The sequence below is a fragment of the Salmonella sp. SJTUF15581 genome, assembly GCF_043356775.1.
GTDB lineage: Bacteria > Pseudomonadota > Gammaproteobacteria > Enterobacterales > Enterobacteriaceae > Salmonella > Salmonella enterica.
In genome coordinates this window covers 43,808-70,293 of record NZ_JBEUJY010000010.1, presented here as the reverse complement: position 1 = coordinate 70,293, position 26,486 = coordinate 43,808, and the positions used below count along the sequence as shown (strand labels likewise).

The following is a 26,486-nucleotide window of genomic DNA, read 5'->3' as shown; positions in this document are numbered from 1 at the left end:
GGCTCTACAAGGTTCGACACAGGCACCATACCTGGACAGTCGCTGCGCCGTTGCGCAAAAGCAGTTGCGCGATTTCCGCGACGGTACTTCCGGTAGTGACGACATCATCCACAATAACCATATGGAGACCCTGTACCGGCAATTCAAGGCGAAACGCGTTTTTCAAATTGCGCTTACGTAACCTGGCGCTGAGATGATGTTGTGTTGCGGTCGCCCGTACCCGCGTGATGGTCTGGCTGTCCCACGCGCAGCCAAGCCAGCGCGCTAACGGTTGACATAACAGATCGCTTTGGTTAAATCCCCGCCGCCAGTGTCGGCGCGACCAGAGCGGAACGCTGACGATTCTGTCGGGAAGCTGCAAGCCAGTGCTGCGGCGCGCCATGAGTACTTCCTGCAACAGTAGACGCGCCAGTGCGGCGGCAATTTCGCTGCGGCGGGTAAATTTAAGCTGATGCACCAGTAAACTCAAGGGCGGCGTATAGTCACTGACGCTCACCAGACGCTGCCAGGGCGGAGGTTTTTGCAGGCAGCGACCGCAGGGGAGCGAAGGATGCGCGGCGGGTAATCCACATTGCGGACACAGGCTGACGCGCTGACGAACGGCGCGCGCGCATACGGAACAAATCCCCCAGTGGCTTAACGCCAGCGGCATTCGGCATAGCCAGCATAATCCCGGTACTGTTAGCATAGGTGCATCCTTGTTAGACAAAAGAGAACAGTAACTGATGAATGACATCTGGTGGCAGACCTACGGCGAGGGATATTGTCATCTTGTGCTGCTGCACGGATGGGGATTGAACGCGGAGGTATGGCATTGCATTCGCGAGGAACTCGGCTCGCATTTTACGCTGCATCTGGTCGACTTGCCGGGCTATGGTCGCAGCTCGGGGTTTGGCGCCATGACGCTTGAAGATATGACGGCGCAGGTAGCGAAAAACGCGCCGGACCAGGCTATCTGGCTTGGCTGGAGCCTGGGTGGCCTGGTGGCGAGTCAGATGGCGCTCACCCACCCTGAACGCGTCCAGGCGCTGGTGACTGTCGCCTCTTCGCCATGCTTTAGCGCGCGTGAAGGGTGGCCGGGAATAAAACCAGAAATCCTCGGCGGATTCCAGCAGCAGCTTAGCGACGATTTTCAGCGCACGGTGGAGCGTTTTTTGGCGCTGCAAACGTTAGGGACGGAGACGGCGCGTCAGGATGCCCGCACCTTAAAAAGCGTGGTGCTGGCGCAGCCTATGCCGGATGTAGAGGTGCTCAATGGCGGACTGGAAATCTTAAAAACGGTCGATCTACGAGAAGCGCTTAAAAATGTGAACATGCCATTTTTGCGTTTGTATGGTTATCTGGACGGTCTGGTGCCGCGTAAAATGGTGCCTTTGCTCGATACGTTATGGCCGCACAGTACATCACAGATAATGGCGAAGGCGGCCCATGCGCCGTTTATCTCGCATCCGGCGGCGTTTTGTCAGGCGCTGATGACGCTAAAATCATCGCTGTAACCAGGGCGTTGCCGGGCCCGGACCATTCTGCAAGGTTAATGGCTTTCAGACGCCAGATCGGCAGGCGCCAGCCCGGTAACCCTAAGCACGGTATCGCGATCGAAACCATCGTTTAGCATGGAGCGGGCAATGCGCAATGCGGCGAGCCGTTGGCCTTCCTGTTTGCCTTGCTGTAGCCCTTTCTGTAACCCGTTACGATGTCCTTCCTGACGTAATCTGTCTGCGATAGTCATGATCTTCTCCTTATGCTGTGGGATACGCATAGCCACCTGGCGGATAAACGTATTGAAGCGCGCGGCGTCGCCAGTGTGCATCATGTAATTAAACAAACTTTGAAGCTGGGTGTCATTAGCGTATCCCTTAACCAGCAGGGCGACCAGCTGTTCGACAAGCCCCATCAGATCGCGCTGGCGGATGTGTTTTTGTATGAGTTCCAGCAGCGCGACCCGTCGGTGTCGCATAATCTCGTCGTCCGGCACGACCGTAATATCGACCAGAGGAAAGGCGGTGGCGTATAGCTTACGCGCCATCACCGGGTCGGCAAATTCATCCAGCCAGCATAATGAGAACGGATACGGGCTGCGGTTTCCGTGATAAAACAGCATTGGCACCACTAACGGCAACGTCTTATGCCCGGCCTCCAGGTGCCGTTGCATTGCAGCCATTGCGTAACGCATCAGCCGAAATGCCATATGCGCGTCCGGCGTACTCTGATGTTCAATAACCACGTAAATGTAACCTTCACCTTCACTCGTTTCCAGCGACCACAGAATATCGGAATAATGGGGGCGTAAATCCTCTTCAATAAAGCTACCGGACTCCAGCCGTAACGTATTCAGATTACAGATTTGACGTAATGTCGTCGGGAGATGAATTTCCAAAAAATCCCGTGCAGTATCGGGGTGGCATAGAAACTGTTTGAATACCGCGTCATGCGGCGTGGATGTTGTTGAGGTCGCCATATCGATCCGTCATCGGTGAAGTTCAATGGCGTGACACTACGCGCAGACCGGGCTGATTGCAGTAGAGGATTAGTGCGCTTGCGAGGCGCGTGGGGAGATAAATGCGCACGGCGGTAACGCTTTCATCTTTGTGGAAGGCATGACGCAAAATTGCCCGGCAGCGTGACGCGTACCGGGCAACATAACGCGGGATAAAGGCCGGATAAGACGCGTTATGTCGCTACCCGGCGAAGGTTAACGCAAGGCCCACCATTCGCGCAGGCAGGCTTTACCTTCCGGACAACTTTTACAGCTGCCTGAAAGGCAGCCGTCCGCTTCTTCCGGGATACGTACCGCTTTACCCATGATCTCCAGTTGATTCAGCATGGCGTCGATCATGGGCTGCGGAGCGTGCAGCGTATGGCTGATCTGCGTTGCCTCCATACGCCCCCGTAGCGCCAGTAGATCGCGAACCTGTATCAATGAAGCCATTTTTTACATCCCTTAGTGACAATTGCCCGCAGTGCCCGAACAACAGGAACTGACGTTTTTGCGGGTTGCCAGCAGTTCAATGTCTACACGGCTGCGGGCGCGGCGTAACAGGCTTAACACCACAACGTTAAAGACGATCACTGCCAGAATACAGATCAGGCTGTACGTCGGGTGCTGACTGAAGCTGGTAACCTGGTAGAACAGCGTGGCGAGCGAATAGGCGATATTCAGCCCCCACAGGATGGAGAAGCCCATCCAGCCGCGGCTGGACTCGCGGGCGATAGCGCCCATTACCGAGATACACGGTACGTAAAGCAGGACGAAAATCAGGTAACTGTACGCCGCCGCGGCGCTGCCGAATTTTTGATCCATCACGCCCATCGCGCCGGTCGCCATTTCGCCGTCGCCTTTACTCGCTTCGATCGGGTTAGCCAGTACGCTCAGGCTAAAGGTGTCTTTCAGGCTTTGCCAGGTATCGTCAACCGCGCCCAGCAGTTCATCGCCGAGGTGAAAGTCGGCAGGATTAAACGCTTCGTCCTGAATATTTTCGGCGGTGTAGAGCGTGTTCAGCGTACCGACGACAACCTCTTTCGCCATGGCGCCCGTAAACAGACCCACGGTCGCTTGCCAGTTATCCTCATGGACGCCGATCGGTTTAAAGACTGGCGTGATGACCCGGCTTACAGAGGCGAGGGCGGAGTCATTAATGTTATCGACGATTTTGCCGCTCAGCGAGAAACTGTTAAACGCGCTCAGGAAAATACTCACGATGATAATGACTTTACCGGCGCGTAGTACAAAACCTTTCAGGCGTTGCCAGGTCTGGATGATCAGGCTCTTGATATGCGGGACGTGGTAAACCGGCAGCTCCATCACAAACGGAGAGGCTTCGCCGCGCATAATGGTATGCTTCAGCATCAGGCCGGTTAATACCGCCATGACAATACCCAGCACGTACAGCGAGAAGACCGCCAGCGCGCCGTTTTGCCCGAAGAAGGCGGCGGCAAAGACGGCGAAAATCGCCAGACGCGCGCCACAGGACATAAACGGCGCCATCATGATGGTCATCAGGCGTTCGCGCGGAGCGTCAAGCGTGCGGGCGCCCATCACGGAAGGTACGTTACAGCCGAAGCCGACAATCAGCGGCACGAAGGATTTACCCGGTAGTCCCAGCGCCTGCATCAGGCGATCCATGACGAAGGCCGCGCGCGCCATATAACCGGAGTCTTCAAGGAAGGAGAGGAACAGGTACATCATCCCGATTTGCGGCACCAGCGGCAGGACGGTATTGATCCCGCCGCCAAGACCTTGCGCCAGGAAGATGGTTAACCAATCCGGGAAGTGCAACGTGTAGCCAATCCATTGAATGCCATGAATAAAGATGGCGACGGAACCGGCATCAAACAGGGGTTGCAACGCGCCGCCGATGTTAATGGCGAGCAGGAACATCAGGTACATCACGAACAAAAAAATCGGTAAGCCGAGGAAGCGGTTCAGGATAATTTTATCGACCGCCCTGGTGAAGCGACTGGGTTCGGCTGTCAGGGTATTGCTGACCACGTCGCAAATAGCGGCGATACACTGGTAACGGGCGTCGGCGATATGCAGCGCCGGGTCGTCCATTTCGTCCTTCAGACGGGCCAGGGAGGTGTCCAGGTTTTGCGCCGCCTCGCCTGCGTAAGCCCGGCTGTAGATATCGCCCTCCAGCATTTGCAGACCCAGCCAGCGGCGCTGTTGTAAAGGCATCTCCTGGGCCATCGCGTCGGCCAGGAAACCTGCTTCGCGCAGCAGCGGCTGGGCATAATGCACCAGTTCGACGTTGTCGTTAGCGTTGTGACGGTCAATGGCCAGTTTCAGCGCCTCGATACCGCGACCGCGAGTCGATACCAGCGGTACGACAGGGCAACCCAGACGCGTGGACAGAGCGTCGACATCAATACGAACCTGCTGTTTTTCGGCGATATCCAGCATGTTGAGCGCGACAATACAGGGAATACCCAGCTCCAGCAGTTGCAGCGTCAAATAGAGGTTGCGCTCCAGATTGGAGGCGTCCACAACGTTTATCAACAGGTCGGCGTCGCCGCTCAGGATGTAGTGGCAGGCGATCTGTTCGTCGAGAGAGGTTTGTGACGAGATGGTCGTCAGAGAATAGGTGCCGGGTAAATCTACCAGCGTGACCTGGTGGTCAGTTGTCGCGAACTGGCCCTCTTTACGCTCGACGGTGACGCCCGCCCAGTTCCCCACGCGCTGACGCGCGCCGGTGAGTTGGTTAAATAAGGTGGTCTTGCCGGAATTAGGATTACCAATTAAACCAATGGTTAATTTTTTCATTTTTATAGACTCACTGTATTAACAGGAAACCGCTTCCACTTCTATTAACGCCAAATCCTTTTTACGCAAAACCAGACTCACGCGTCGTGTTTCGATATGGATCGGATCGCCTAAGGGCGCGACGCGGACGACATTAAATGAAGAGCCGGGCAACATGCCGAGCGAAAGCAGTTTTTGACGATACGCCGGGCTGATTTCACGCGCAAAGCCGGTGATTTTCCACGCAGTGTCAGGAGTGAATTGCATACGACCTACTTGTTTCTTACTAACTGGATGTATACCTCATGCGGCGCTCAGGGGGGCGGCAGGAGACCCGATGTTTAGCCAACGAAGGAAAGAGTAAATAATCAACAACACAATGATAATGAGAATGGTTTCTATCTTCAACGATTAAAATGTGACGGAATGTACAAATAAGCGATAATTTGCGCCGATGTTGATATGGCTCAACATTTATTTGTCTTTTTGCAAATACCCCTAATGTGCAAATATTCACCGTTTTTAATGTTTAATTAAGGTTTCATCTGTTAATAAAGTGATAATTAATAGTGCGGATAGCAGAAGGAAATTAATTAACAGATTCTAATGGGTAAGATTTAATTGTTAATTAAAAAAGAAAGGGTTGGACGTATTGCAAAATCGCAGGCCGGATAAGAAGTAACCCGGCCTGCGTATTACCCGATTAGCGTTTTTTTCCCATTGCCGCTGCCAGCGCGTCCATCATGGCGCTGTTACCGGCTGGCTGGGCGTCACGACCGCGCGGTTTCGCCGCTTTTGATGCCGGGCGGTTGCCCTGAGCGCGATCGGCGCCGCCGCCGCGGCGAGCGGCGGTTTCGCCGGGCTGTTCGTCCAGACGCATCGTCAGCGCGATACGCTTACGTTGCAGATCCACTTCCAGCACTTTCACCTTCACGATGTCGCCCGCTTTCACCACGGTGTGTGGATCTTCAACGAACTTATTCGAGAGCGAGGAGATATGCACCAGGCCATCCTGATGAACGCCGATATCGACAAACGCGCCGAAGTTAGTGACGTTAGTGACCGCCCCTTCCAGAATCATCCCCGGCAGCAGGTCGTTCATGGTTTCGACGCCATCGGCGAATTGCGCGGTTTTAAATTCAGGACGCGGGTCGCGGCCCGGTTTTTCCAGCTCTTTGATGATATCGCTCACGGTCGGCACGCCGAATTTATCGTCGGTAAAATCAGCGGCCTTGAGGTGACGCAATTCGTTGCTGTTGCCCATCAGATCTTTTAGCGCTTGCTGCGTCGCCGCCAGAATGCGTTCGACAACCGGATAGGCTTCCGGGTGGACGGTGGACGCATCCAGCGGGTTATCGCCGTGGTTAATACGCAGGAAGCCCGCGCACTGTTCAAACGCTTTCGGCCCCAGACGGCTCACCTTCAACAGTTGCTGGCGATTCTGGAACTGACCGTTCTCATCGCGCCAGGCGACGATGTTTTGCGCCATCATGCGCGTTAAGCCCGCGACGCGGGTCAGCAGCGGTACGGAGGCGGTATTCAAATCGACGCCGACGGCGTTTACGCAGTCTTCGACCACCGCATCCAGTTTACGGGCCAACTGGGTCTGGCTGACATCGTGTTGATATTGGCCGACGCCGATGGATTTCGGATCGATTTTCACCAGTTCCGCCAGCGGATCCTGCAGACGACGCGCGATAGAGACCGCGCCGCGCAGGGAGACGTCGAGATCCGGAAACTCCTGCGCCGCCAGCTCAGAAGCGGAATACACGGACGCCCCCGCTTCGCTGACGATCACTTTCTGCGCCGTCACGTTCGGGAACTGTTTCTGTACGTCGAGATAGAAGCGTTCGGTTTCACGCGAGGCCGTACCGTTGCCAATCGCGACCAGTTCGACGTGGTATTTTTCGCACAGCGCGGCGATCACGGTCGCCGCTTTGGCCGCCTGACCGGTATGCGGATAAATGGTATCCGTCGCCACCAGCTTGCCGGTGCCGTCAACGACAGCGACTTTTACGCCGGTACGCAGGCCAGGATCAAGGCCCATTGTGGCGCGCAGGCCAGCGGGGGCTGCCATCAGCAGATCGTGCAGGTTACGGGCAAACACGTTAATCGCTTCATCTTCCGCACGTTCGCGCACGGTGCCCATCAGTTCGGTTTCGAGGTGCATTAAGACTTTGATACGCCACGTCCAGCTCACTACGCCTTTGCGCCAGCTATCCGCCGGGGCGTTATTTAGCCGCAGGCCGAGATGGTCCATGATGATCTGCTCGCAGTAGCTCTCTTTCGGCGGCTCATCAAACTGTGGGTCGGCATTGAGCGAAAGTTGCAGAATGCCTTCGTTACGACCACGGAACATGGCCAGCGCACGGTGAGACGGGACGTTAGCAATGGGCTCATGATGGTCGAAATAGTCGCGGAATTTTGCCCCTTCTTCCTCTTTGCCGTTCACGACTGTGGCGACCAGATGGGCGTTCTTCCACAGGTAATCACGCACTTTCGCCAGCAATGCGGCGTCTTCGGCAAAGCGCTCCATCAGAATGTAGCGTGCGCCGTCGAGCGCGGCTTTCGTGTCCGCCACGCCTTTGTCGCCATCAATGTACTTTGCCGCTTCCACGTCAGGATCGTGGGACGGCTCGTTCCAGAGCAGATCGGCCAGCGGCTCAAGGCCGGCTTCAATGGCGATTTGTCCACGGGTGCGGCGTTTAGGTTTATAGGGCAGGTAGAGGTCTTCGAGCTCGGTCTTACTTAACGTAGCGTTGATGGCGCCAGCCAGCTCATCGGTCAGTTTGCCTTGTTCGGAAATGGACTTGAGGATGGCCTGACGCCTGTCTTCCAGCTCACGCAGATAGCCCAGACGCGTTTCCAGGTTACGCAACTGCGTGTCATCCAGACCGCCGGTGATTTCTTTACGATAACGTGCGATAAACGGCACGGTGTTCCCTTCGTCAAGCAGGCGAACGGCAGCTTCAACCTGCCCGGCATTTGCCTGGATTTCACCCGCAATAATGCGGCAGAAAGAATCATTCATCATGGGTTAGCTTCGTCTTCAGGATAAAAATCAGGGGATAGTTATACGGATTGGCTGGCAAAAATGCCAGCCATCAGCGGGGGCTTAGGATTCTTCTTGTCTTATTTGACGTATTCGATCGCATTGACGTACCAGTTTGCTTCGCCGACAGGGGTGTTGACCACCGCCAGATCGCCCACTTCTTTTTTCAGTAGCGCCCGCGCCATCGGCGAGTCGATAGAGATGTAATCCTTACGTCCGAAAATTTCATCGTAGCCGACAATGCGGAACTTCAGCGTATCGCCGTCATCATTTTCAATTTCCACCCAGGCGCCGAAGAAGACTTTGCCCTCCTGCTGCGGGGAATAATCCACGATTTTGAGATTTTCCATGCATTTGGTCAGATATCTGACGCGTCTGTCGATCTCACGCAGGCGCTTTTTATTATACTGATAGTCGGCATTCTCGCTGCGGTCGCCCAGACTCGCAGCCCAGGTCACTTTTTTGGTGACCTCCGGGCGCTCTTCACGCCAGAGATAATTGAGCTCTTGTTTGAGTGTTTCGTACCCTTCGCGGGTGATCAGGGGCGTTTTCATCTCGTTGATTTACCTTTGCTGTCGATATTGCGCACACGGGGTATAACGTGATCGTCCCGACAGAATAAATAATGGGGTTGCCGATTAATTGTATATTTAAGCTGCTGTTAAATATGCTTTGTAACAATTTAGCCTGAAATTCATACCAGAATTTGCTGGTGACTCACGTGAGCTTTTTTAAGAATACACACTTACATTTGTTGCGAACCTTTGGGAGTACAGACAATGCAAGAGAATTATAAGATTCTGGTGGTTGATGACGATATGCGTCTGCGGGCGCTACTGGAACGTTATCTGACCGAGCAGGGCTTCCAGGTTCGAAGCGTCGCTAACGCCGAGCAGATGGATCGTCTGCTGACCCGTGAATCTTTCCATCTCATGGTACTGGATTTAATGCTGCCAGGTGAAGATGGTCTGTCGATTTGTCGTCGCCTGCGTAGTCAAAGTAATCCAATGCCGATCATTATGGTCACGGCGAAGGGTGAAGAGGTTGACCGTATCGTCGGGCTGGAAATCGGCGCCGATGACTACATTCCTAAACCGTTTAACCCGCGCGAGCTGTTGGCGCGTATTCGCGCCGTGCTACGTCGTCAGGCAAACGAACTGCCCGGCGCGCCGTCGCAGGAAGAGGCCGTTATCGCGTTCGGTAAGTTTAAATTGAACCTCGGTACGCGCGAGATGTTCCGTGAAGATGAACCGATGCCGCTGACCAGCGGGGAGTTTGCGGTACTGAAAGCGTTAGTCAGCCATCCGCGCGAGCCGCTCTCTCGCGATAAGCTGATGAATCTGGCCCGTGGCCGCGAGTATTCCGCGATGGAACGCTCCATCGACGTCCAGATCTCCCGCCTGCGCCGTATGGTGGAGGAAGATCCGGCGCATCCGCGTTATATTCAAACCGTATGGGGCCTGGGCTACGTCTTTGTACCGGACGGTTCTAAAGCATGAGGCGAATGCGCTTCTCGCCGCGAAGTTCATTTGCCCGCACGCTGTTGCTCATCGTCACCTTGCTGTTCGTCAGCCTGGTGACGACCTACCTGGTGGTGCTGAACTTCGCGATTTTGCCGAGCCTCCAGCAGTTTAATAAGGTTCTGGCTTACGAAGTCCGTATGCTGATGACCGATAAGCTGCAACTGGAGGACGGCACGCAGTTAGTCGTGCCGCCTGCGTTTCGCCGGGAAATCTATCGCGAGCTGGGGATCTCTCTCTACACCAACGAAGCCGCTGAAGAGGCCGGGCTGCGTTGGGCGCAACACTACGAATTCTTAAGCCACCAGATGGCGCAGCAATTAGGCGGCCCGACGGAAGTGCGCGTTGAGGTCAACAAAAGCTCGCCCGTCGTGTGGCTCAAAACCTGGCTGTCGCCCAATATCTGGGTGCGCGTGCCGCTGACCGAGATTCATCAGGGCGATTTTTCTCCGCTTTTCCGTTACACGCTGGCGATCATGCTCCTGGCGATAGGCGGCGCGTGGCTGTTTATTCGTATACAGAATCGACCGTTAGTGGATCTTGAACATGCCGCCCTGCAGGTAGGGAAGGGAATTATTCCGCCGCCGCTGCGTGAATATGGCGCCTCTGAGGTGCGCTCTGTGACCCGGGCGTTTAACCATATGGCCGCCGGCGTGAAACAATTGGCCGATGACCGTACGCTATTGATGGCGGGCGTCAGCCACGACTTGCGCACGCCGCTGACCCGTATTCGTCTGGCGACGGAGATGATGGGCGAGGAAGACGGTTATCTCGCGGAGTCGATCAATAAAGACATCGAAGAGTGTAACGCCATTATCGAACAGTTTATTGACTATCTGCGTACCGGTCAGGAAATGCCAATGGAGATGGCGGATCTCAATTCCGTACTGGGCGAAGTGATTGCGGCGGAAAGCGGCTATGAGCGTGAGATTAACACTGCGCTTCAGGCAGGCAGCATCCAGGTGAAAATGCACCCGCTCTCGATTAAGCGCGCGGTGGCGAATATGGTGGTCAATGCTGCCCGTTATGGCAACGGCTGGATTAAGGTCAGCAGCGGCACCGAGTCGCATCGCGCCTGGTTCCAGGTAGAAGATGACGGGCCGGGCATTAAGCCGGAGCAGCGTAAACATCTGTTCCAGCCTTTCGTGCGTGGCGACAGCGCCCGTAGCACCAGCGGCACAGGGCTGGGGTTGGCGATTGTACAGCGCATTATCGATAACCATAACGGAATGCTGGAGATTGGCACCAGCGAGCGTGGCGGCTTGTCAATTCGCGCCTGGCTACCGGTTCCTGTGGCTCGCGTCCAGGGGACGACAAAAGAGGCATAAGAAAGGGAGGTATTACCCTCCCTTTCTTCTTAACGCTGGATGACGCTGTTCAAAGCCGCCATCCGGCCTGTCCCTTACAGCTTCGGTCCGGCGCTAACCAGCGCTTCGCCTGCCGGGGTATCCGTATACTTCTCGAAGTTCTCAATGAACAGTTTCGCCAGCGCGGTGGCTTTTTCCTGCCATTGTTCCGGCGACGCGTAGGTGTTACGCGGGTCGAGAATGTGGGTATCCACGCCTGGCAGTTCAGTCGGGATCGCCAGATCGAACAGCGGCAGACGGAAGGTTTCCGCGTTATCAAGAGAACCGTTCAGAATGGCGTCGATAATCGCGCGCGTATCTTTGATGGAGATACGTTTGCCGGTGCCATTCCAGCCGGTGTTAACCAGATAAGCCTGCGCGCCTGCTGCCTGCATACGTTTCACCAGCACCTCAGCATACTGCGTCGGGTGCAGCGTCAGGAACGCGGCGCCGAAGCAGGCGGAGAAGGTGGGGGTCGGTTCGGTGACGCCGCGTTCGGTGCCGGCCAGTTTAGCGGTGAAACCCGACAGGAAGTGGTACTGCGTCTGGTTAGCGGTTAAACGGGAAACCGGCGGCAACACGCCGAAGGCGTCCGCCGTCAGGAAGATAACCTTGGTGGCGTGACCTGCTTTGGACACGGGCTTAACGATGTTATCGATATGATAGATCGGGTAAGAGACGCGGGTGTTTTCGGTTTTGGAACCATCGTCGAAATCAACGGTGCCGTCTTCGCGCACGGTGACGTTTTCCAGCAGCGCATCACGGCGAATCGCATGATAAATTTCTGGCTCCGCTTCTTTCGACAGTTTGATGGTTTTGGCGTAGCAGCCGCCTTCAAAGTTGAACACGCCGTCGTCATCCCAACCGTGCTCATCATCGCCAATCAGACGACGTTTCGGGTCGGTGGACAGAGTGGTTTTTCCGGTACCGGAAAGGCCGAAGAAGACCGCGACATCGCCTTTTTCACCCACGTTGGCGGAACAGTGCATTGAGGCGATACCTTTGAGCGGCAGCAGGTAGTTCATTACCGAGAACATCCCTTTTTTCATTTCGCCGCCGTACCAGGTGCCGCCAATAAGCTGAATACGTTCAGTCAGGTTGAACGCCACGAAGTTTTCCGAGTTCAGCCCTTGCTCTTTCCACTGCGGGTTGGTGCACTTCGCGCCGTTCATGACAATAAAGTCAGGTTTGAAGCCTACCAGCTCTTCGTCCGTTGGGCGAATGAACATATTTTTAACGAAGTGGGCCTGCCAGGCGACTTCCGTAATAAAGCGCACGGAAAGACGCGTATCGGCATTTGCGCCGCAGAACGCATCAACAATGAATAAGCGTTTACCGGAAAGCTGATGCGTCACCAGACCTTTCAGGTGTTGCCAGGTTTCCTGAGAAAGCGGCTTATTATCGTTTTTACCTTTACCCTTATCGGACCACCACAGCGTATCACGCGTGGTGTCGTCGCGAACAATATACTTATCCTTAGGCGAACGACCGGTAAAAATACCGGTATCAACGGCAACAGCGCCCAGGTTAGTTAACACGCCACGCTCATAGCCTTCCAGACCAGGATTAAGTTCTTCCTGGTAAAGGGTGTCGTAGCTGGGATTGTAAACGATATCCTGGACGTCATTGATACCATAAGCCTTGAGATCTTGCGGGGTTAAATTGTTAACGCGCATATCACTGCTCCTTAGCCAATATATATTACCGAAAATAGTAAGGTTTTTTGAGGTTGGTTAACCGCGACAAGGCTCATAGATTTACGTATCTGGACAAAATCACGATTGACGAAAAACACTGTGACTCCTGTCACGCAGCGGCGGTTATTATGGCAGGAAACCTACTTTTGTTGTGGAAAATGTTCTGAAAACGTTAAAAGGAAGTGTTTTTGACCGACATAATGTGACTGTAATCGCATTCATGTAAGAAAGTTACGTAACACCAACATGAACAATATCGATTCACCTCTCTGCGTTTTTTTCTGAATTATGCATGACGACGCCTGGCGGTGAACAGATGATGCAATAATGCGACTTTCTCATCATTCTGGATAACGACATGGAAAGTGTAGCGCTTTCACGTACTACTCGCTGGGGTATGTTGCTCACCGGTTTGCTGCAGGGCGTCTTGTGCTACCTGCTGATGGCCTGGCTGGTACCACAAAATAGCGACTGGCTGTTCTATGGTATGCCTGCGACGATAGCGTTGTCGTCAATGCTATTGCTTACCGTGGTCTCTTTTAAACAGCGCGCGCTGTGGGGCTGGCTGGGGCTGACCTTTGTGGTCGTGCTGGCAATGAGCGGCTGGCTGAAATGGCAGGTTGAGGCGGTGGAGAAATGGCGCCTGGCCGAGCTCCTCTGGCTGTATGGTCTCCGGCTTGTGTTGATGGCGATGCTGGTCTTACCCTGGATGCAATATCAGTTACATTCGCAAACCGGTTCGGCGCGTTATCCCCAGTTTTATCTGCGGTTATGGCATAACGTACTGACATTGTTTATCGTCCTGGTCGCCAACGGACTGTTCTGGCTGGTGCTTCTGCTCTGGAGCGCGCTATTCAGGCTGGTGGGCATCCGCTTTTTCAGCACCCTTTTCTTTGAAAATGAAGCCTTTATTTATGTGACCATCGGCTTGATTACGGCGCTGGCGGTCATTCTCGCCCGCACGCAGTCGCGCCTTGTGGCGGCGGTGCAAAAGCTGTTGACGCTGATCGCGACAGGTTTACTGCCGGTGGTGTCGCTGCTGGCATTGCTGTTTATTGTGACGTTACCCTTTACCGGACTGGAGGCGATTTCTGCGCGTGTTTCCGCTGCGGGGCTGCTATCCACGCTGACGCTGATGCTGCTGCTCCTCGTGGCGATTGTCAACGAACCGCAAAAGCGCGTATTACCCTATCCGCGCGTACTACGCGGCATGATTAGCGCCTCGCTGTGCGTTGCCCCGATATATATGCTGCTGGCGGGCTGGGCGTTATGGGTACGCATTCAGCAATACGGCTGGACGCCGGATCGTCTGTATGGCGCGCTGACGGTGTCTGTCTTGCTGGTATGGTCCTTCGGTTATCTGATCGGTCTGTTACGCCGCGGACGCGACCCTGGTGAGTGGCAAGGCAAGGTGATACTGAGCGTCTCTTTGTTGACGCTGGTGATATTGCTGTTGCTGGCCTCGCCTGTACTTGATGTCTGGCGTATTAGCGTCAACAGCCATATGGCGCGTTACCATAGCGGTAAAATTACTGCGGATCAGATCAGCCTGTATATGCTGGATCACAGCGGCAAACCTGGCCAGGAAGCGCTGAAATCGTTGCGGGATGACGAGGCGTTTACGCAGAACAGAAAGCGCAATCGTAAACTGATGACGTTTTTGCAGAGAAATAAGGTCTCTCCGACGGCGGACGATTTAGCGCGGGTGGTGATGATTGCGCCCGGTAGCCAGAAGCCGGATGCCGCATTTTGGGCGTTTGTCAAAGAGCAGAGTTATTCGGACGATTCCTGCCTTGAACCGGATGCCTGCGTTCTGGTGAGTCAGGATCTTAACGGCGACGGTCAGCCTGAGCAGGTGCTGTATAACTTTATTGTTGCCGAGAGCCAGGTCTACGGCTTAAAAGAGGGGAAATGGACGCAGAAAGCGTTCGCCCGATTGCCGGACGGGTTTTCTAAGACGCAACTGTTGCACGCGATTGCCGGGCATCGGTTAGACTCAGCCCCCAAAGCCTGGCGCGATATCATTGTTGATGGTCAGCGGTTGGATGTGGATTACTACAACGAGTAAGCTTTTTGCCGGATGGCGGCATAAATGCCTTATCCGGCCTACGGAGCGGGATGCTGTAGGCCAGATAAGCGCAGCGCCATCAGGCAATGATGTTGTCGACTGAAAGGCGATTAATGAACCTGTGGATCGGCAGGAGAGGCGTTGTTACGGATCTCCGCGATATCCATCGCATTGAACAGGTAATGATTGCCGCAGTAATCGCAGTGCATATCGATTTCACCTTCTTCCGCCAGAATGCTGTCCACTTCTTCATCCGGCAATGTTTTCAGCGCGCCCGCGCAACGTTCGCGTGAACAGGTGCATTTGAATTCAACATCTTGCGGATCGTAGAGCGTGACTTCTTCTTCGTGATACAAACGCCACAGCACGTCATTTGCCGGTAACGTCAGCAGCTCTTCGCTTTTAATGGTTTCCGTCAACATGGCCAGATGGTCGAAATCCTCCGCCTGCGCGTTCTGTGCCGGCATCACCTGGAGCAACATTCCACCTGCCGCCGGTTTACCGTCGACATCGCCGGTACGAATAAACAGGCGCGTCGGCAACTGCTCGGAGCGCAGGAAGTAATCTTCCAGGCACGCCGCCAGAGTATCGCCTTCCAGACCCACCACGCCCTGATAGCGTTCACCCTCTTCCGGCGTAATGGTGATCACCAGATAGCCGTTGCCAACCAGCGTTTTGAGATCCGCATTGTCAGGGATGTCGCCCTGAACGCGAGCCACGCCGCGCATCTGCTGCTGATTATTGCCATTGATCACCGCCAGGCTTAATGGCCCGTCGCCCTGGAGCTGTACCGTAATGTCGCCGGCAAACTTCAGCGTCGCGGTCAGCAGGCTAGTGGCGACCAGCAGTTCGGCCAGTACGGTTTTCACCGGCTGCGGGTAGGTATGATTGTCGAGGATCTGTTGCAAGGTTTCCGAAACGGTCACCAGCTCGCCGCGAACGGCAAAGTTTTCAAACAGATAACGATGTAATTGGTCATGTTGCGGCATAATCATCTCTCTTGCGGGTGACAGTTATTCGCTGTCGCCGTGTTTAAATCGTAACAGGTCGCGGCGCTCTTTCTTGTCCGGTCGCCTGTCCGGATGCGGCATGGTCAGGGCGTTAAGCTTGCGCGCCTGCGCCATTTTTTCGCGTTTTTCCACGCTTTCCGCCGTCTCTTCATACAGAGCGACGGCTTCGCTGGCCGGACGGCGCTGTTCGGTTATGGCTTTAACGATCACCGTCCGTTCGTCATTTCCCTGACGCAGGGTAAGGGTTGCGTTCAGCTCGACGATTTTGCTCGGCTTACTGCGCTGGCCGTTGTAATGCACCTTACCGCCTTCAATCATCTCGCGGGCCATCGCGCGGGTTTTATAAAAACGCGCGGCCCACAGCCATTTATCCAGTCTGACCTCAACGGAGGACTTTTCTTTCATGGCGTCTCCTTCACATCAGCGAGGGGATCAGACGGCGGTAGTCGTTCAGGGACGGATGGCGCGTATAGTGCTTTTCCGCCAGGCCGGAATCGGGATTCGTCACGCCAAGACAGTAGCGAATACCAAACCGGGCGGCGGCGTCGAGAATCGGTTCGCTGTCATCGATAAACAGCGTTTTCTCTGCGCTTATTCCCGTTTCCTCAGTGACAGCGCGCCATAACCGCTGATCCTCTTTGGGATAACCAAATGTGTGGGTGGAAAGTAATAAATCAAGGTGTGAGGCCAGACCGGTATGCTCCAGCTTCACCGCCAGGTTATGTGGATGCGCATTGGTGAGCAGAATCCGACGTTTTCCGCTGGCTTTTAACGCATTCAGAAACGGTACGGTATCGTCGCGCAAAACGGCGCGCGGTCCTTGCGCCGTCGTCATGGCGCAAATATCCAGACCCAGACGCTCGCTCCAGTAATCCAGACAGTACCAGTTTAGCGTATGCTGTACGGCATGATACTGCTGACGAATATATTCCTGCGCGTCCTGCGGCGAAATACCCTGCTGCGCGCCGTAGGTTTCCGGTACCAGCTTTTGCCAGAAATAGTTATCGAACGCGAGATCGAGCAGCGTGCCGTCCATATCCAGCAAAACGGTATCCACGTTTTGCCAGTCAATATCAATATGCATGGGGAACTCCAGGGTAACGCAATTTGCGCGACAGGGTAGCATACCCTGTCGCACGGCGGCGCTATCAGATGAGATTTTCCGGAGAGACGGTTAACCTGGGATTGAGGCAGCTTTCATAGTATTCCTGGATGTCCGCCATACGGGTACGGTGGCGTTGATAACGCCTGAACGCCTGAATGCCGTTGTAGACCGCGCTCACTATCATTGCCAGCATCAGCAGCGTGGTGCCGAGGTAACGCCACCAGCCGGATTTATCGGGGATACGATGCAGGCTGATATGCTGCGTACCGTTGGCATCGGTATACACGCTGGTGACAATGCCCTCGGCGCTAAATGGCGTCTGCATGAGCGTTTGCGCCAGACGCTGGAAGGCGCTCCACTGTTCCTGCGCGGGATAGTCATACAGCGGCGTTGACGGCCAGGCCTGATCAACCAGTTCGCTGCCTTCATCGCTGGCGATCAGGAATCCGCCGGGAGCGGGACTATTCAGCGACTGGGCGGCACGCGCGGTCTCGCGAGAAATAAACGGCGCCGTTGAGGTCGTGACCAGATTTTCCAGCGACTCTGCGCTTACGGGGCGTAGCAGCACGTTGACACCGTCCAGTTTGCCAGCGTTCGCGCGTTTCACCAGCGCGTTCCAGTCCTTACTGTTACCGAGATTAACCAGCGCATTTTTCAGACGCACGCACTCGTCTTCCGCCGCGCACAAATCAGCAGTTTTCAGAACAATATCGCCAAAGTCATCTAATAATACCATGCCCGATTTTTGGATCGCGGAGCGTAAAGATGCGCTGACGCGCGAGTCGTCTTCGGGCTTTGGATGGAGCTGACGATTTACCGCCTGGCTTAGCGCCATCGCTTTATTCACCAGGTCTGATTCCGGCAGCGGTAGCGCAGGCGCGTCATTCCAGATGATTTGCGAGCAATCGAACGGCATAAACGGTGAGTTAGACTGGCCGCTCCAGGTCGCGCCGGAATGAATATTACACATTCCTTTACCGCTCAGGTGCAGCGTATCGCCCACCCGCACGCCAGCTTTTTCAAGCTGTTTTACCGTTGTCGCTTCAATGGGTTGCGCGCCTTTCATCCACGATAGCGTGAACTTGATTGGCATATCCAGCGGGATCCAGAACAGCAGCATAAACAACACCAGCAGCGAACCGATAGCAATAACAGTGCTGCGTAACCAGTGCTGCAACGGGAAGTTTTTCACTTCATCATGCAGGGATAAAAACCGGCCCTGGCGCGCGACATGGCGATCAAGGTAAATATCAATATCCGTTTGTTGCCCAAGATCCTGCGTAATGTAGGGTTGCCAGTGGGCAGGGTAAATAAGGTCGATGATGCCCAGCGAAATATTGTTAATCTGCTCCTGATTATTCTCCCCAAACAGTCCCCAGCGGCGGGGCGTTCCCCGCAGACAGTGAATTTCCCGCAGCGCGCTTTTCGACGGCGGCGCAAAAAGCCCCCAAAGTCCGGCTGCCAGCAGCAGGATCGCGCCGCCTATCATCCACGGTACAAAAACGTCTGGCGTTATCAGGCAGAAAAAGAATAACAAAAAGGAGGCGACGATTAACAACGCTTCGCGCAAGCCAGCCGGGCGGCTGAGCGCATATTCTTCGTGGGTCTCCTGACGGATATTCAACAGCTCAATCTGCTCGCTCTCTTCGCCGCGAATCGACGCCTGCGTAGAGGCGGTATTCTGTAGCGCGTAGCCGCGCGACTCTTGCATATACTCTTGCAGCGTATGGCCGTTTAAAGAGATCACCAGCGGCAGCGTATCCGTGAGGATCAGCTCAACGTTGTTTTCATCATTGATGTACTGTTCCCAGAAAGGCGGCAGATGGACTTCGACGGAGTCGAGGTAGTAGCGCCATTTATTAGGATCGTCAGTGGTAATGCCGTAGCGGGTGATGGAGTGGGTCAGTATCACGACACTGTTGCTTTCCGCGTTCAGCGTCAGCGAGATGGGCGCAGCACTGGCGCCTGTCGGCCCCGGAACTTGCTGGATCTGGCTAAGGTTATCGAGATAGTTTTCTACCGCGCTGCGCTCTTCGGGCAACAGTTTACGCGTTTGCGCGTCCTGAAAGGCGCTGATCCACGGTAAACTCCCTCGTCTGGACTTTACCCGGAACCGCCATATTGCCAGTAGAGAGCAGGCCAGCAAAGCAGCTATAAAAATCAGAATGGTGCTCATGCTTTCCCCATCTTACTAAGTCTGTCAGGCGTGGTCAGTCGCACCCTGTCCAATAAACATTTTTCTGTGGTTGGCTATCGGCAAGCGTGGAGTTGAACTTGAGCATTGTAAAGCGCATCCCAGTGAAGGCAAATCATAGCAATACCACCAAAAACGGAATATCAGCAAATTCCTGGAGTTATTTCAACCTATTGACTTTTAATTTGAAATAAGAATTAATTTTTATTACGTTACATAAATGTAAATAAACGGCAATTCGCATTGCCGAAACCGTGCGGTATGTCGCACAATGACCACAGATTACACTGCAAAGATTCTCACAATGAGCAAATCATTACAAAAACCCACCATTCTGAAAGTGGAAACCGTCGCACAATCCCGACTGTTTAACGTAGAAAGCGTGGATCTGGAGTTCAGCAACGGCGTGCGTCGCGTGTATGAACGTATGCGACCATCAACCCGTGAGGCGGTAATGATTGTGCCGATCGTTGATGAGCATCTGATTCTTATTCGTGAGTATGCGGTGGGAACCGAATCCTATGAGCTGGGTTTCTCGAAAGGATTGATCGACCCGGGCGAGACCGTTTTTGAAGCGGCGAACCGGGAGCTCAAAGAAGAGGTCGGGTTTGGCGCGCATAACCTGACCTTCTTAAAAAAACTCAGCATGGCGCCCTCTTATTTTTCCAGCAAAATGAATATCGTGGTGGCGGAAGATCTCTATCCGGAGTCGCTGGAAGGCGACGAGCCTGAGCCATTGCCGCAGGTACGCTGGCCGCTGGCGCATTTAATGGATCTGCTGGAAGACTCCGATTTTAACGAGGCCCGCAACGTCAGCGCGCTGTTTCTGGTACGCGAGTGGTTGAAAGCGCAGGGCCGAATTGCCTGATGGCGCGGCGTTGATCAAGCCAACGGAAAGTTCGTCTCCCCGTTCGCCGTCATCCGCTAAACACAATAAAAAAGGCGCCGGAGCGCCTTTTTTGATCAGAACAGTTCGTGTGTTTCACCATTATCAATAATGGTGGTTCCCACCTCGTGTACTGCCTGTTGTGTCGGCTGCGTGCCTTCGATGAAATACTCTTCACGGCTGTTACCGCCGCTCGCCAGTTGTCCGGTACTGCGGTCGATATTCACCGTGACGATGCCCGGCGGCGGCGTTAGCGGCTGTTCCGGCACGCCTTCCAGCACGGCTTTCATATAGGCGTCCCATGCAGGTTGCGCGCTCTTCGCGCCGCCCTCATAGCCGGAGATTTGATCTTTGATCGCGCCGGAAGCGGTGGTGCGGCCTAAATCACGGCGGTGATCGTCAAAGCCGATCCATACGGAAGTGACGACGCCAGGACCATAGCCGGAGAACCATGCGTCTTTCGAGCTGTTGGTCGTACCGGTTTTGCCGCCGATATCGCGACGTTTAAGGTCGCGCGCCGCACGCCATCCGGTACCCATCCAGCCGGGTTCGCCGAAGATATTGGTGTTCAGCGCGCTTTTGATCAGAAACGCCAGCGGCGTATTGATCACATGCGGCGCGTACTCCTGCGTGCCGTTTTGCGCAACCAGCGCCTGGTTTGCCTGTTCCAGCTCAGGCATCGGTACGGCGCTGTTTTGCTGCTCTTGCGAAACCGCGACCTCTTCCACATTGGTGTTTTCCAGCACGTCGGATTTCTGCGTATTGCCGTAAATGACCGGGATATCGCACTCCGGGCAGGCGATTTTCGGTTTCGCTTCGAAGATCACGCCGCCCTGATCGTTCTCAATCTTGCTGATGAAATACGGGTCGATCAGGAAACCGCCGTTCGCCATCACCGCATAACCGCGCGCAACCTGCATCGGCGTGAAGGAGGCGGAGCCCAGCGCCAGCGATTCGGTATGCACGATATTCTGCGCCGGGAAGCCGAAGCGTTGCAGATACTCCGCCGCATAGTCGACGCCCATGGCGCGCATGGCGCGTACCATCACCACGTTTTTCGACTGCCCCAGCCCCTGGCGTAAACGAATCGGTCCGGCGTACTGCGGCGGGGAGTTTTTCGGACGCCAGTCTGAACCTGCCCCGGCGTCCCAGCGGGAAATCGGCACATCGTTGAGCATACTGGCGAGCGTCAGCCCTTTATCCATTGCGGCGGTGTAGAGGAACGGTTTGATGTTCGACCCCACCTGACGCAAAGCTTGCGTCGCGCGGTTAAATTTACTCTGATTAAAATCGAAACCGCCGACCAGCGCCAGTACCGCGCCTGTTTGCGGGTTAAGCGAAACCAGCGCGGAGTTCACTTCCGGTACCTGCGCCAGCCACCAGTCGTTATCCACCTGACGAACCCAGATTTGCTGACCTGTCTGGACGACATCGGTAACTTTACGCGGCGTCGGCCCCTGCTGTGTATCCGAGCGGTAAGGCCGCGCCCAACGCATTCCTTCCATATGTAGCGAAACGGACGTACCGTCGGCAAGCGCAGCGGTCGCCTCTTGCGGATTAGCGCTGGTGACCACGGCGGGAAGCAGCGGTCCGTAGGTCGGCAACGCTTTCAACGTATCGGTAATTTTTTTACTGTCCCACGCCGTTTCGCCCACTTTCCATAGCACATTCGCCGGGCCGCGATAGCCGTGGCGCATGTCATAGTCCAGCACGTTATTACGCACCGCCTGTTGCGCGGCCTGCTGCACTTTGCGGGTGATGGTCGTGTAAATACGATAACCATCTTCGTAGGCGCTTTCGCCATAATGGTTATACATTTCCTGGCGCACCATTTCCGACAGATAAGGCGCGGAGAAGGCGATTTCCGGCGCGTGATAATTTGCGTCGATAGGTTCGCTACGTGCCTGATCGTACTGCGCCTGAGTGATATATCCCTCGCTTAACATTCGCGAAAGCACTACGTTACGGCGCGCCACCGCCCGATCCATCGAGTAGAGCGGGTTAAAGGTAGAAGGCGCTTTAGGTAGCCCGGCGATAACCGCCATTTCGCTTAGACTAAGCTGGTCGACCGTCTTACCAAAGTAGACCTGTGCCGCCGCGCCAACGCCATAGGCGCGGTAGCCGAGATAGATCTTGTTCAGATAGAGTTCGAGGATCTCATTTTTATTCAGCAACTGCTCAATACGAATCGCCAGAAACGCTTCCTTGATCTTGCGCATCAGCGTGCGTTCGGGGCTAAGGAAGAAGTTTCGCGCCAGTTGCTGGGTAATGGTACTTGCTCCCTGCGATGCGTGACCGGAGAAGAGCGCGACGCTGGCCGCACGGAAAATACCTACCGGGTCAATGCCGTGATGCTCATAAAAGCGGCTATCTTCGGTGGCGATAAAGGCGTTGATCATTTCCGGCGGAATTTGATCGAGCGTAACGGGAATACGGCGTTTTTCGCCATATTGCGCGATAAGTTCGCCATCCGCGCTGTAAACCTGCATCGGAATTTGCAAACGCACATCTTTCAATGTCGCGACGTCAGGTAGCTGCGGCTCAATATAGCGATAAAGGCCATAAATCGAGCCTGCTCCCAGCAGGATGCAACATACTGCAAGGATCAATAAATACTTTACGAACTTCACTGGAGATTTCCCATTTAGTGTCATTTGGGCAGTTTATAAACAAACGCGCGGTAGTATAAAGGCAAGCCAGACGCATTGATATACCCGTTAACGCGACGGGTGATAAGGAGATCGACCGTTATGGCTTTTAAAACCTGGCAAATAGGATTGCATATTCAGCAGCATGAAGCGCTGGCCATCGCCGTTATTCGCGGCGCATCGGGCTGGTCCCTGCAACGTTGGTGGCGACTGCCGCTGATGAACGCCTCCACGGCAGAGGGTACGATTCCTGACCCGCAATCGCTGGCTCACGTACTGCGACCCTGGAGCCGTGAGCTGCCGCTACGTCACCGTATTTATCTCTCTTTTCCCGCAAATCGGACATTGCAACGCGCTTTTCCACATCCGCCGATGCGTCTGCGGGAACGTGAGCAAGTCGCATGGCTTTCACAAACGATGGCGCGTGAGCTGGATATGGATCCGGACTTATTGCGTTTCGACTTTCAGGACGATGCGCTGAGCCCCGCGTTCAACGTTACCGCCGTGCAAAGCAAAGAAATTTCAGCGCTGTTAACGCTGGCGCAAACGCTCAATGTGCGCATCGCTGCTGTAACGCCCGATGCCTGCGCGTTACAGCGCTTGCTGCCGTTTATACCTTCGGGGCGGCAATGTCTGGTCTGGCGCGATGAGAGCCAGTGGCTGTGGGCGACGCGCTATGCGTGGGGGCGTAAATCGGCGCGAGAGGCGACGACGCTGCATGACCTTGCCGCAACATTATCCGTCGTGCCGGAACATATTTCGTTATGCGCCGAAGGCGAATTCGACCCCTGGCGCGCCGTTACCGTCCGCCAACCGCCGGTTCCGCCGGACGGTTATCGCTTTGCGATTGCGCTGGGTTTAGCCATAGGGGAGATACGCTGATGGCGCATTCTGTCAATTTGCTCCCCTGGCGGCGCCAACATTACGTAGCGCGTCTGCGGCTGTGGTGCGTGGTATGGGGCGCGTCTCTGCTGCTGATAGCAAGCCTCGCGACGATCGCCCGGTTGGTTTTTTGGCAGGAGGGGAGGATTAATGAACTGCTACTGACGGCGGAAAACGGACGCACGACGGCGCTTGCGGCGAACATACCGCAGTTGCAGCAGCGTCAGCGGCAGCAACAGGCGCGATTACAACGTCAGGCGCAGCGTGAACTGACGCAAGCCTGGCAATCTATCTTGACTGACCTTGCCAACCTGTTGCCAGATCAGGCATGGCTGACAAGCCTCAATTATCAGCAAGAGACGCTAGAGCTGGAAGGGCTGGCGAGAACGTTTGACGCCCTGCTCACGCTTGAAACATCGCTTCGTCACTATGTCAGTTTTCCGCTAAACCGCACGGGCGCCACGCAGCAGGATGCGCAAGGGCGCTGGCAGTTCCATTATCAGTTAACGAGGAGCGCCGCCCGTGAACGCGCTCTTTGATATCTGGTACGGGATGTCGCGCCGTGGTCGGGTTTTTTGTTGGTGTGCAGGCGTGCTGTGCCTGACGCTGACGGTCGCGTTATCTGTGGGCTATCCCGGCTGGAAAACGCTGGATACGCAACAAATGCAGTTAAGCCAGCAGCGCGAGGCCGCCCGGCAACAGTGGCGTCATCTGCGCCGTCTGAGCGTCGCGGCTGAACCGCTTTTCGGGCGCGCCGTTGAAAATCCGCGTCCTTTTTCGCCGTTAGATTTCCAGGCCCCTCCCCTGCGTTTGCTGCACTGGCAGCCATCGGCGCAGGGGGGAGAAATGGCGCTGAAAACGTCCTGGGATGCGGTGCCGTCGCTGTTTGTCCGGTTGGCCGAAAGCGAGATGAGCGTAAGTCGGTTTTCATTGCGTAAAGAGGGGGCGGAATTATTGATGACGCTGCAACTGGAGCGCCTGGCGAATGAAGGCTAGCCGCGGTGTATTGCTCTGTTTTTGTTTGCTGATGTTGACAGGAATGCGCGATCCCTTCCGCCCGCCGGAAGATCGCTGCCGGATAGCGGAACTCTCGCAGTGGCGGTATCAGGGCGCGGTGCGTAAAGGCGAGCGATGGACAGGCATTCTTAAAGGCAGCCAGCAAAAATGGCGACGAGTGGAAGAAGGGCAGACGCTGGAAAACGGTTGGACGATTGTCCGCCTGACGGCGGAAGCCTTAACGTTAACGACCGGTGAAAATTGTGCGCCGCCGCAGTGGCGGTGGCTACGTCAGGGAGCGGACAATGAAGCGATGGATAGCCATAATACTGATAGCCTTGATGCCCGCCGCGCAGGCGGGAAAAGCGGCGAAAGTGACGCTGGTGGTTGACGACGTCCCTGTGGTGCAGGTTTTGCAGGCTTTAGCCGAGCAGGAGCGGCAGAATCTGGTGGTGTCGCCGGACGTCAGCGGGACATTATCGCTACATCTGACGGATGTGCCGTGGAAACAGGCGCTACAGACGGTGGTCAATAGCGCGGGGCTGGTGCTGCGTCAGGAGGGGAATATTCTCCATGTTCATTCACAGGCCTGGCAGAAAGAATACAGTGCGCGGCAGGATGCCGAGCGGTTAAGGCTTCAGGCTAATTTACCGCTGGAAAATCGCAGCATTAGCCTGCAATACGCCGATGCCGGCGAACTGGCGAAAGCGGGCGAGAAACTCCTGAGCGCGAAGGGAACCATCATGGTAGATAAGCGCACCAACCGCCTGCTGTTGCGCGATAACCGCGCGGCCCTGGCGGAGCTGGAAAAATGGGTATCGCAAATGGATCTGCCGGTGGCGCAGGTGGAGCTGGCGGCGCATATCGTCACCATTAACGAAAAGAGTCTACGGGAACTGGGCGTAAAGTGGACGCTGGCTGACGCGACGCAAGCGGGCGCGGTGGGTGACGTGACGACGCTTTCCAGTGATTTATCCGTCGCCGCCGCCACCTCACGCGTCGGGTTTAACATCGGGCGCATTAACGGACGCTTGCTGGATCTGGAGCTGTCAGCGCTGGAGCAAAAGCAGCAGTTGGATATTATCGCCAGCCCCCGGCTGCTGGCTTCCCATCTGCAGCCAGCCAGTATCAAGCAAGGCAGCGAAATTCCTTATCAGGTTTCCAGCGGCGAAAGCGGCGCGACCTCCGTGGAATTTAAAGAAGCGGTGCTGGGAATGGAGGTGACGCCCACCGTTTTGCAAAAAGGGCGCATCCGCCTGAAGTTACATATCAGCCAGAATGTTCCCGGTCAGGTACTACAACAGGCTGACGGCGAAGTGCTGGCGATAGATAAACAGGAAATTGAAACGCAGGTAGAGGTAAAAAGCGGCGAGACGCTGGCGCTGGGCGGTATTTTTTCGCGAAAAAATAAATCGGGTAGCGATAGCGTGCCGCTGTTGGGGGATATTCCCTGGCTTGGTCAGCTCTTCCGCCATGACGGCAAAGAGGACGAGCGACGCGAATTAGTGGTGTTTATCACCCCCAGACTGGTGGCGACAGAATAATTTATGCATAAAAAAGCGCTGTTTTTGCACTGAACGCATCTGCGGGATTTGACGTGCGGATGTATTTAGCATACAAGGAGTACCGATTTGAGAGTCGTGCTTTTCGTTGCTTACGCATTGATTAATGCGCTTTGCCTTGCCGAAGGTGTGCATAAGACCGATGATAAACGGCTGAATGTCCGCTGATGCAGACGTATTGGTTCTGCGGATTGCGCACAATTGTTTGAAAGTAGAGCAATTTGTAGGCCGGATATGTTGTTCTGGCCGCCATTCGGCAACGCTAACTCGGGTTTTGCAAC

At 55.1% G+C, this 26,486-nt stretch carries 23 protein-coding genes; 10 read left to right on the top strand and 13 right to left on the bottom strand.

Features of this window, described 5'->3' with window-relative positions; all coding sequences use genetic code 11:
* Positions 1–4: 4 nt before the first annotated feature.
* Positions 5–688: a DNA utilization protein GntX gene (gene gntX / locus ABVN36_RS17095; protein WP_000958733.1), complete on the bottom strand. Its 684-nt coding sequence runs from the start codon at positions 686–688 to the stop codon at positions 5–7.
* Positions 689–725: 37 nt separating this feature from the next.
* Here gntX and bioH point away from each other — a divergent pair, with 37 nt between their 5' ends.
* On the top strand, positions 726–1,496 hold the full coding sequence (bioH, locus tag ABVN36_RS17090; protein WP_023138605.1) for a pimeloyl-ACP methyl ester esterase BioH: 771 nt from the start codon (positions 726–728) through the stop codon (positions 1,494–1,496).
* 35 nt (positions 1,497–1,531) lie between these two features.
* On the opposite strand, the gene ABVN36_RS17085 is transcribed toward bioH, so the two are convergent.
* The 6 genes from ABVN36_RS17085 to greB form a co-directional block, all read right to left on the bottom strand.
* Entirely contained in the window at positions 1,532–2,458 is a 927-nt protein-coding gene (locus ABVN36_RS17085; RefSeq protein WP_000235954.1) for an Rpn family recombination-promoting nuclease/putative transposase, read from the bottom strand.
* Between the two features lie 234 nt (positions 2,459–2,692).
* Positions 2,693–2,929 carry a [Fe-S]-dependent transcriptional repressor FeoC gene (gene feoC, locus ABVN36_RS17080; protein WP_000157587.1) on the bottom strand — a complete coding sequence of 79 codons (237 nt, stop codon included), beginning with the start codon at positions 2,927–2,929 and terminating at the stop codon, positions 2,693–2,695.
* Positions 2,930–2,941: 12 nt separating this feature from the next.
* Positions 2,942–5,260 carry a Fe(2+) transporter permease subunit FeoB gene (gene feoB, locus ABVN36_RS17075; RefSeq protein ID WP_000736983.1) on the bottom strand — a complete coding sequence of 773 codons (2,319 nt, stop codon included), beginning with the start codon at positions 5,258–5,260 and terminating at the stop codon, positions 2,942–2,944.
* Between the two features lie 18 nt (positions 5,261–5,278).
* Positions 5,279–5,506, bottom strand: coding sequence for a ferrous iron transporter A (gene feoA, locus ABVN36_RS17070; protein WP_001160955.1), 228 nt, complete (start codon positions 5,504–5,506; stop codon positions 5,279–5,281).
* A 436-nt stretch (positions 5,507–5,942) separates the two neighbouring features.
* Positions 5,943–8,273, bottom strand: a complete 2,331-nt coding sequence (locus ABVN36_RS17065; RefSeq protein WP_023138606.1) for a Tex family protein — start codon at positions 8,271–8,273, stop codon at positions 5,943–5,945.
* Between the two features lie 98 nt (positions 8,274–8,371).
* Entirely contained in the window at positions 8,372–8,845 is a 474-nt protein-coding gene (gene greB / locus ABVN36_RS17060; protein ID WP_000856695.1) for a transcription elongation factor GreB, read from the bottom strand.
* Between the two features lie 225 nt (positions 8,846–9,070).
* Between greB and ompR the strand changes: the two genes are divergently transcribed.
* Positions 9,071–9,790, top strand: a complete 720-nt coding sequence (gene ompR, locus ABVN36_RS17055; protein ID WP_001157751.1) for a two-component system response regulator OmpR — start codon at positions 9,071–9,073, stop codon at positions 9,788–9,790.
* Entirely contained in the window at positions 9,787–11,139 is a 1,353-nt protein-coding gene (gene envZ / locus ABVN36_RS17050; protein WP_001253818.1) for a two-component system sensor histidine kinase EnvZ, read from the top strand. The genes ompR and envZ overlap by 4 nt, the downstream gene beginning before the upstream one ends.
* A 74-nt stretch (positions 11,140–11,213) precedes the next feature.
* Here the strand turns inward: envZ and pckA are convergent, their stop codons facing one another.
* A complete protein-coding gene (gene pckA / locus ABVN36_RS17045; RefSeq protein WP_001265689.1) occupies positions 11,214–12,833 on the bottom strand; it encodes a phosphoenolpyruvate carboxykinase (ATP) in 1,620 nt (539 codons plus the stop codon).
* Between the two features lie 379 nt (positions 12,834–13,212).
* Between pckA and ABVN36_RS17040 the strand changes: the two genes are divergently transcribed.
* Complete coding sequence (locus ABVN36_RS17040) at positions 13,213–14,922, top strand: DUF4153 domain-containing protein (protein WP_023138607.1); 1,710 nt, start codon at positions 13,213–13,215, stop codon at positions 14,920–14,922.
* A 110-nt stretch (positions 14,923–15,032) separates the two neighbouring features.
* Here ABVN36_RS17040 and hslO read toward each other — a convergent pair whose 3' ends face one another.
* From hslO to igaA, 4 genes are all read right to left on the bottom strand, one after another.
* Positions 15,033–15,911 (bottom strand): Hsp33 family molecular chaperone HslO, encoded by an 879-nt coding sequence (hslO, locus tag ABVN36_RS17035; protein ID WP_001135571.1) that lies wholly within the window; start codon positions 15,909–15,911, stop codon positions 15,033–15,035.
* Positions 15,912–15,935: 24 nt separating this feature from the next.
* Positions 15,936–16,337: a ribosome-associated heat shock protein Hsp15 gene (gene hslR / locus ABVN36_RS17030; RefSeq protein ID WP_000660723.1), complete on the bottom strand. Its 402-nt coding sequence runs from the start codon at positions 16,335–16,337 to the stop codon at positions 15,936–15,938.
* A 10-nt stretch (positions 16,338–16,347) separates the two neighbouring features.
* Positions 16,348–17,016, bottom strand: a complete 669-nt coding sequence (gene yrfG / locus ABVN36_RS17025; protein ID WP_001520508.1) for a GMP/IMP nucleotidase — start codon at positions 17,014–17,016, stop codon at positions 16,348–16,350.
* A 64-nt stretch (positions 17,017–17,080) separates the two neighbouring features.
* Positions 17,081–19,213, bottom strand: a complete 2,133-nt coding sequence (igaA, locus tag ABVN36_RS17020; RefSeq protein ID WP_023138608.1) for an intracellular growth attenuator protein IgaA — start codon at positions 19,211–19,213, stop codon at positions 17,081–17,083.
* 322 nt (positions 19,214–19,535) lie between these two features.
* Between igaA and nudE the strand changes: the two genes are divergently transcribed.
* A complete protein-coding gene (nudE, locus tag ABVN36_RS17015; protein WP_000045727.1) occupies positions 19,536–20,099 on the top strand; it encodes an ADP compounds hydrolase NudE in 564 nt (187 codons plus the stop codon).
* A 95-nt stretch (positions 20,100–20,194) separates the two neighbouring features.
* Here the strand turns inward: nudE and mrcA are convergent, their stop codons facing one another.
* Positions 20,195–22,747 (bottom strand): peptidoglycan glycosyltransferase/peptidoglycan DD-transpeptidase MrcA, encoded by a 2,553-nt coding sequence (mrcA, locus tag ABVN36_RS17010; protein WP_023138609.1) that lies wholly within the window; start codon positions 22,745–22,747, stop codon positions 20,195–20,197.
* 120 nt (positions 22,748–22,867) lie between these two features.
* Here mrcA and ABVN36_RS17005 point away from each other — a divergent pair, with 120 nt between their 5' ends.
* The 5 genes from ABVN36_RS17005 to hofQ are packed head-to-tail and all read left to right on the top strand — an operon-like array spanning position 22,868 to position 26,187.
* Positions 22,868–23,647, top strand: a complete 780-nt coding sequence (locus ABVN36_RS17005) for a hypothetical protein (protein ID WP_000874739.1) — start codon at positions 22,868–22,870, stop codon at positions 23,645–23,647.
* Entirely contained in the window at positions 23,647–24,186 is a 540-nt protein-coding gene (locus ABVN36_RS17000; RefSeq protein ID WP_000951386.1) for a PilN domain-containing protein, read from the top strand. The genes ABVN36_RS17005 and ABVN36_RS17000 overlap by 1 nt, the downstream gene beginning before the upstream one ends.
* Positions 24,170–24,643: a hypothetical protein gene (locus ABVN36_RS16995; RefSeq protein WP_023138122.1), complete on the top strand. Its 474-nt coding sequence runs from the start codon at positions 24,170–24,172 to the stop codon at positions 24,641–24,643. The genes ABVN36_RS17000 and ABVN36_RS16995 overlap by 17 nt, the downstream gene beginning before the upstream one ends.
* On the top strand, positions 24,633–25,034 hold the full coding sequence (locus ABVN36_RS16990) for a DUF2531 family protein (protein ID WP_023138121.1): 402 nt from the start codon (positions 24,633–24,635) through the stop codon (positions 25,032–25,034). The genes ABVN36_RS16995 and ABVN36_RS16990 overlap by 11 nt, the downstream gene beginning before the upstream one ends.
* On the top strand, positions 24,949–26,187 hold the full coding sequence (hofQ, locus tag ABVN36_RS16985) for a DNA uptake porin HofQ (protein ID WP_023138120.1): 1,239 nt from the start codon (positions 24,949–24,951) through the stop codon (positions 26,185–26,187). The genes ABVN36_RS16990 and hofQ overlap by 86 nt, the downstream gene beginning before the upstream one ends.
* The last annotated feature ends 299 nt before the right edge of the window (positions 26,188–26,486 follow it).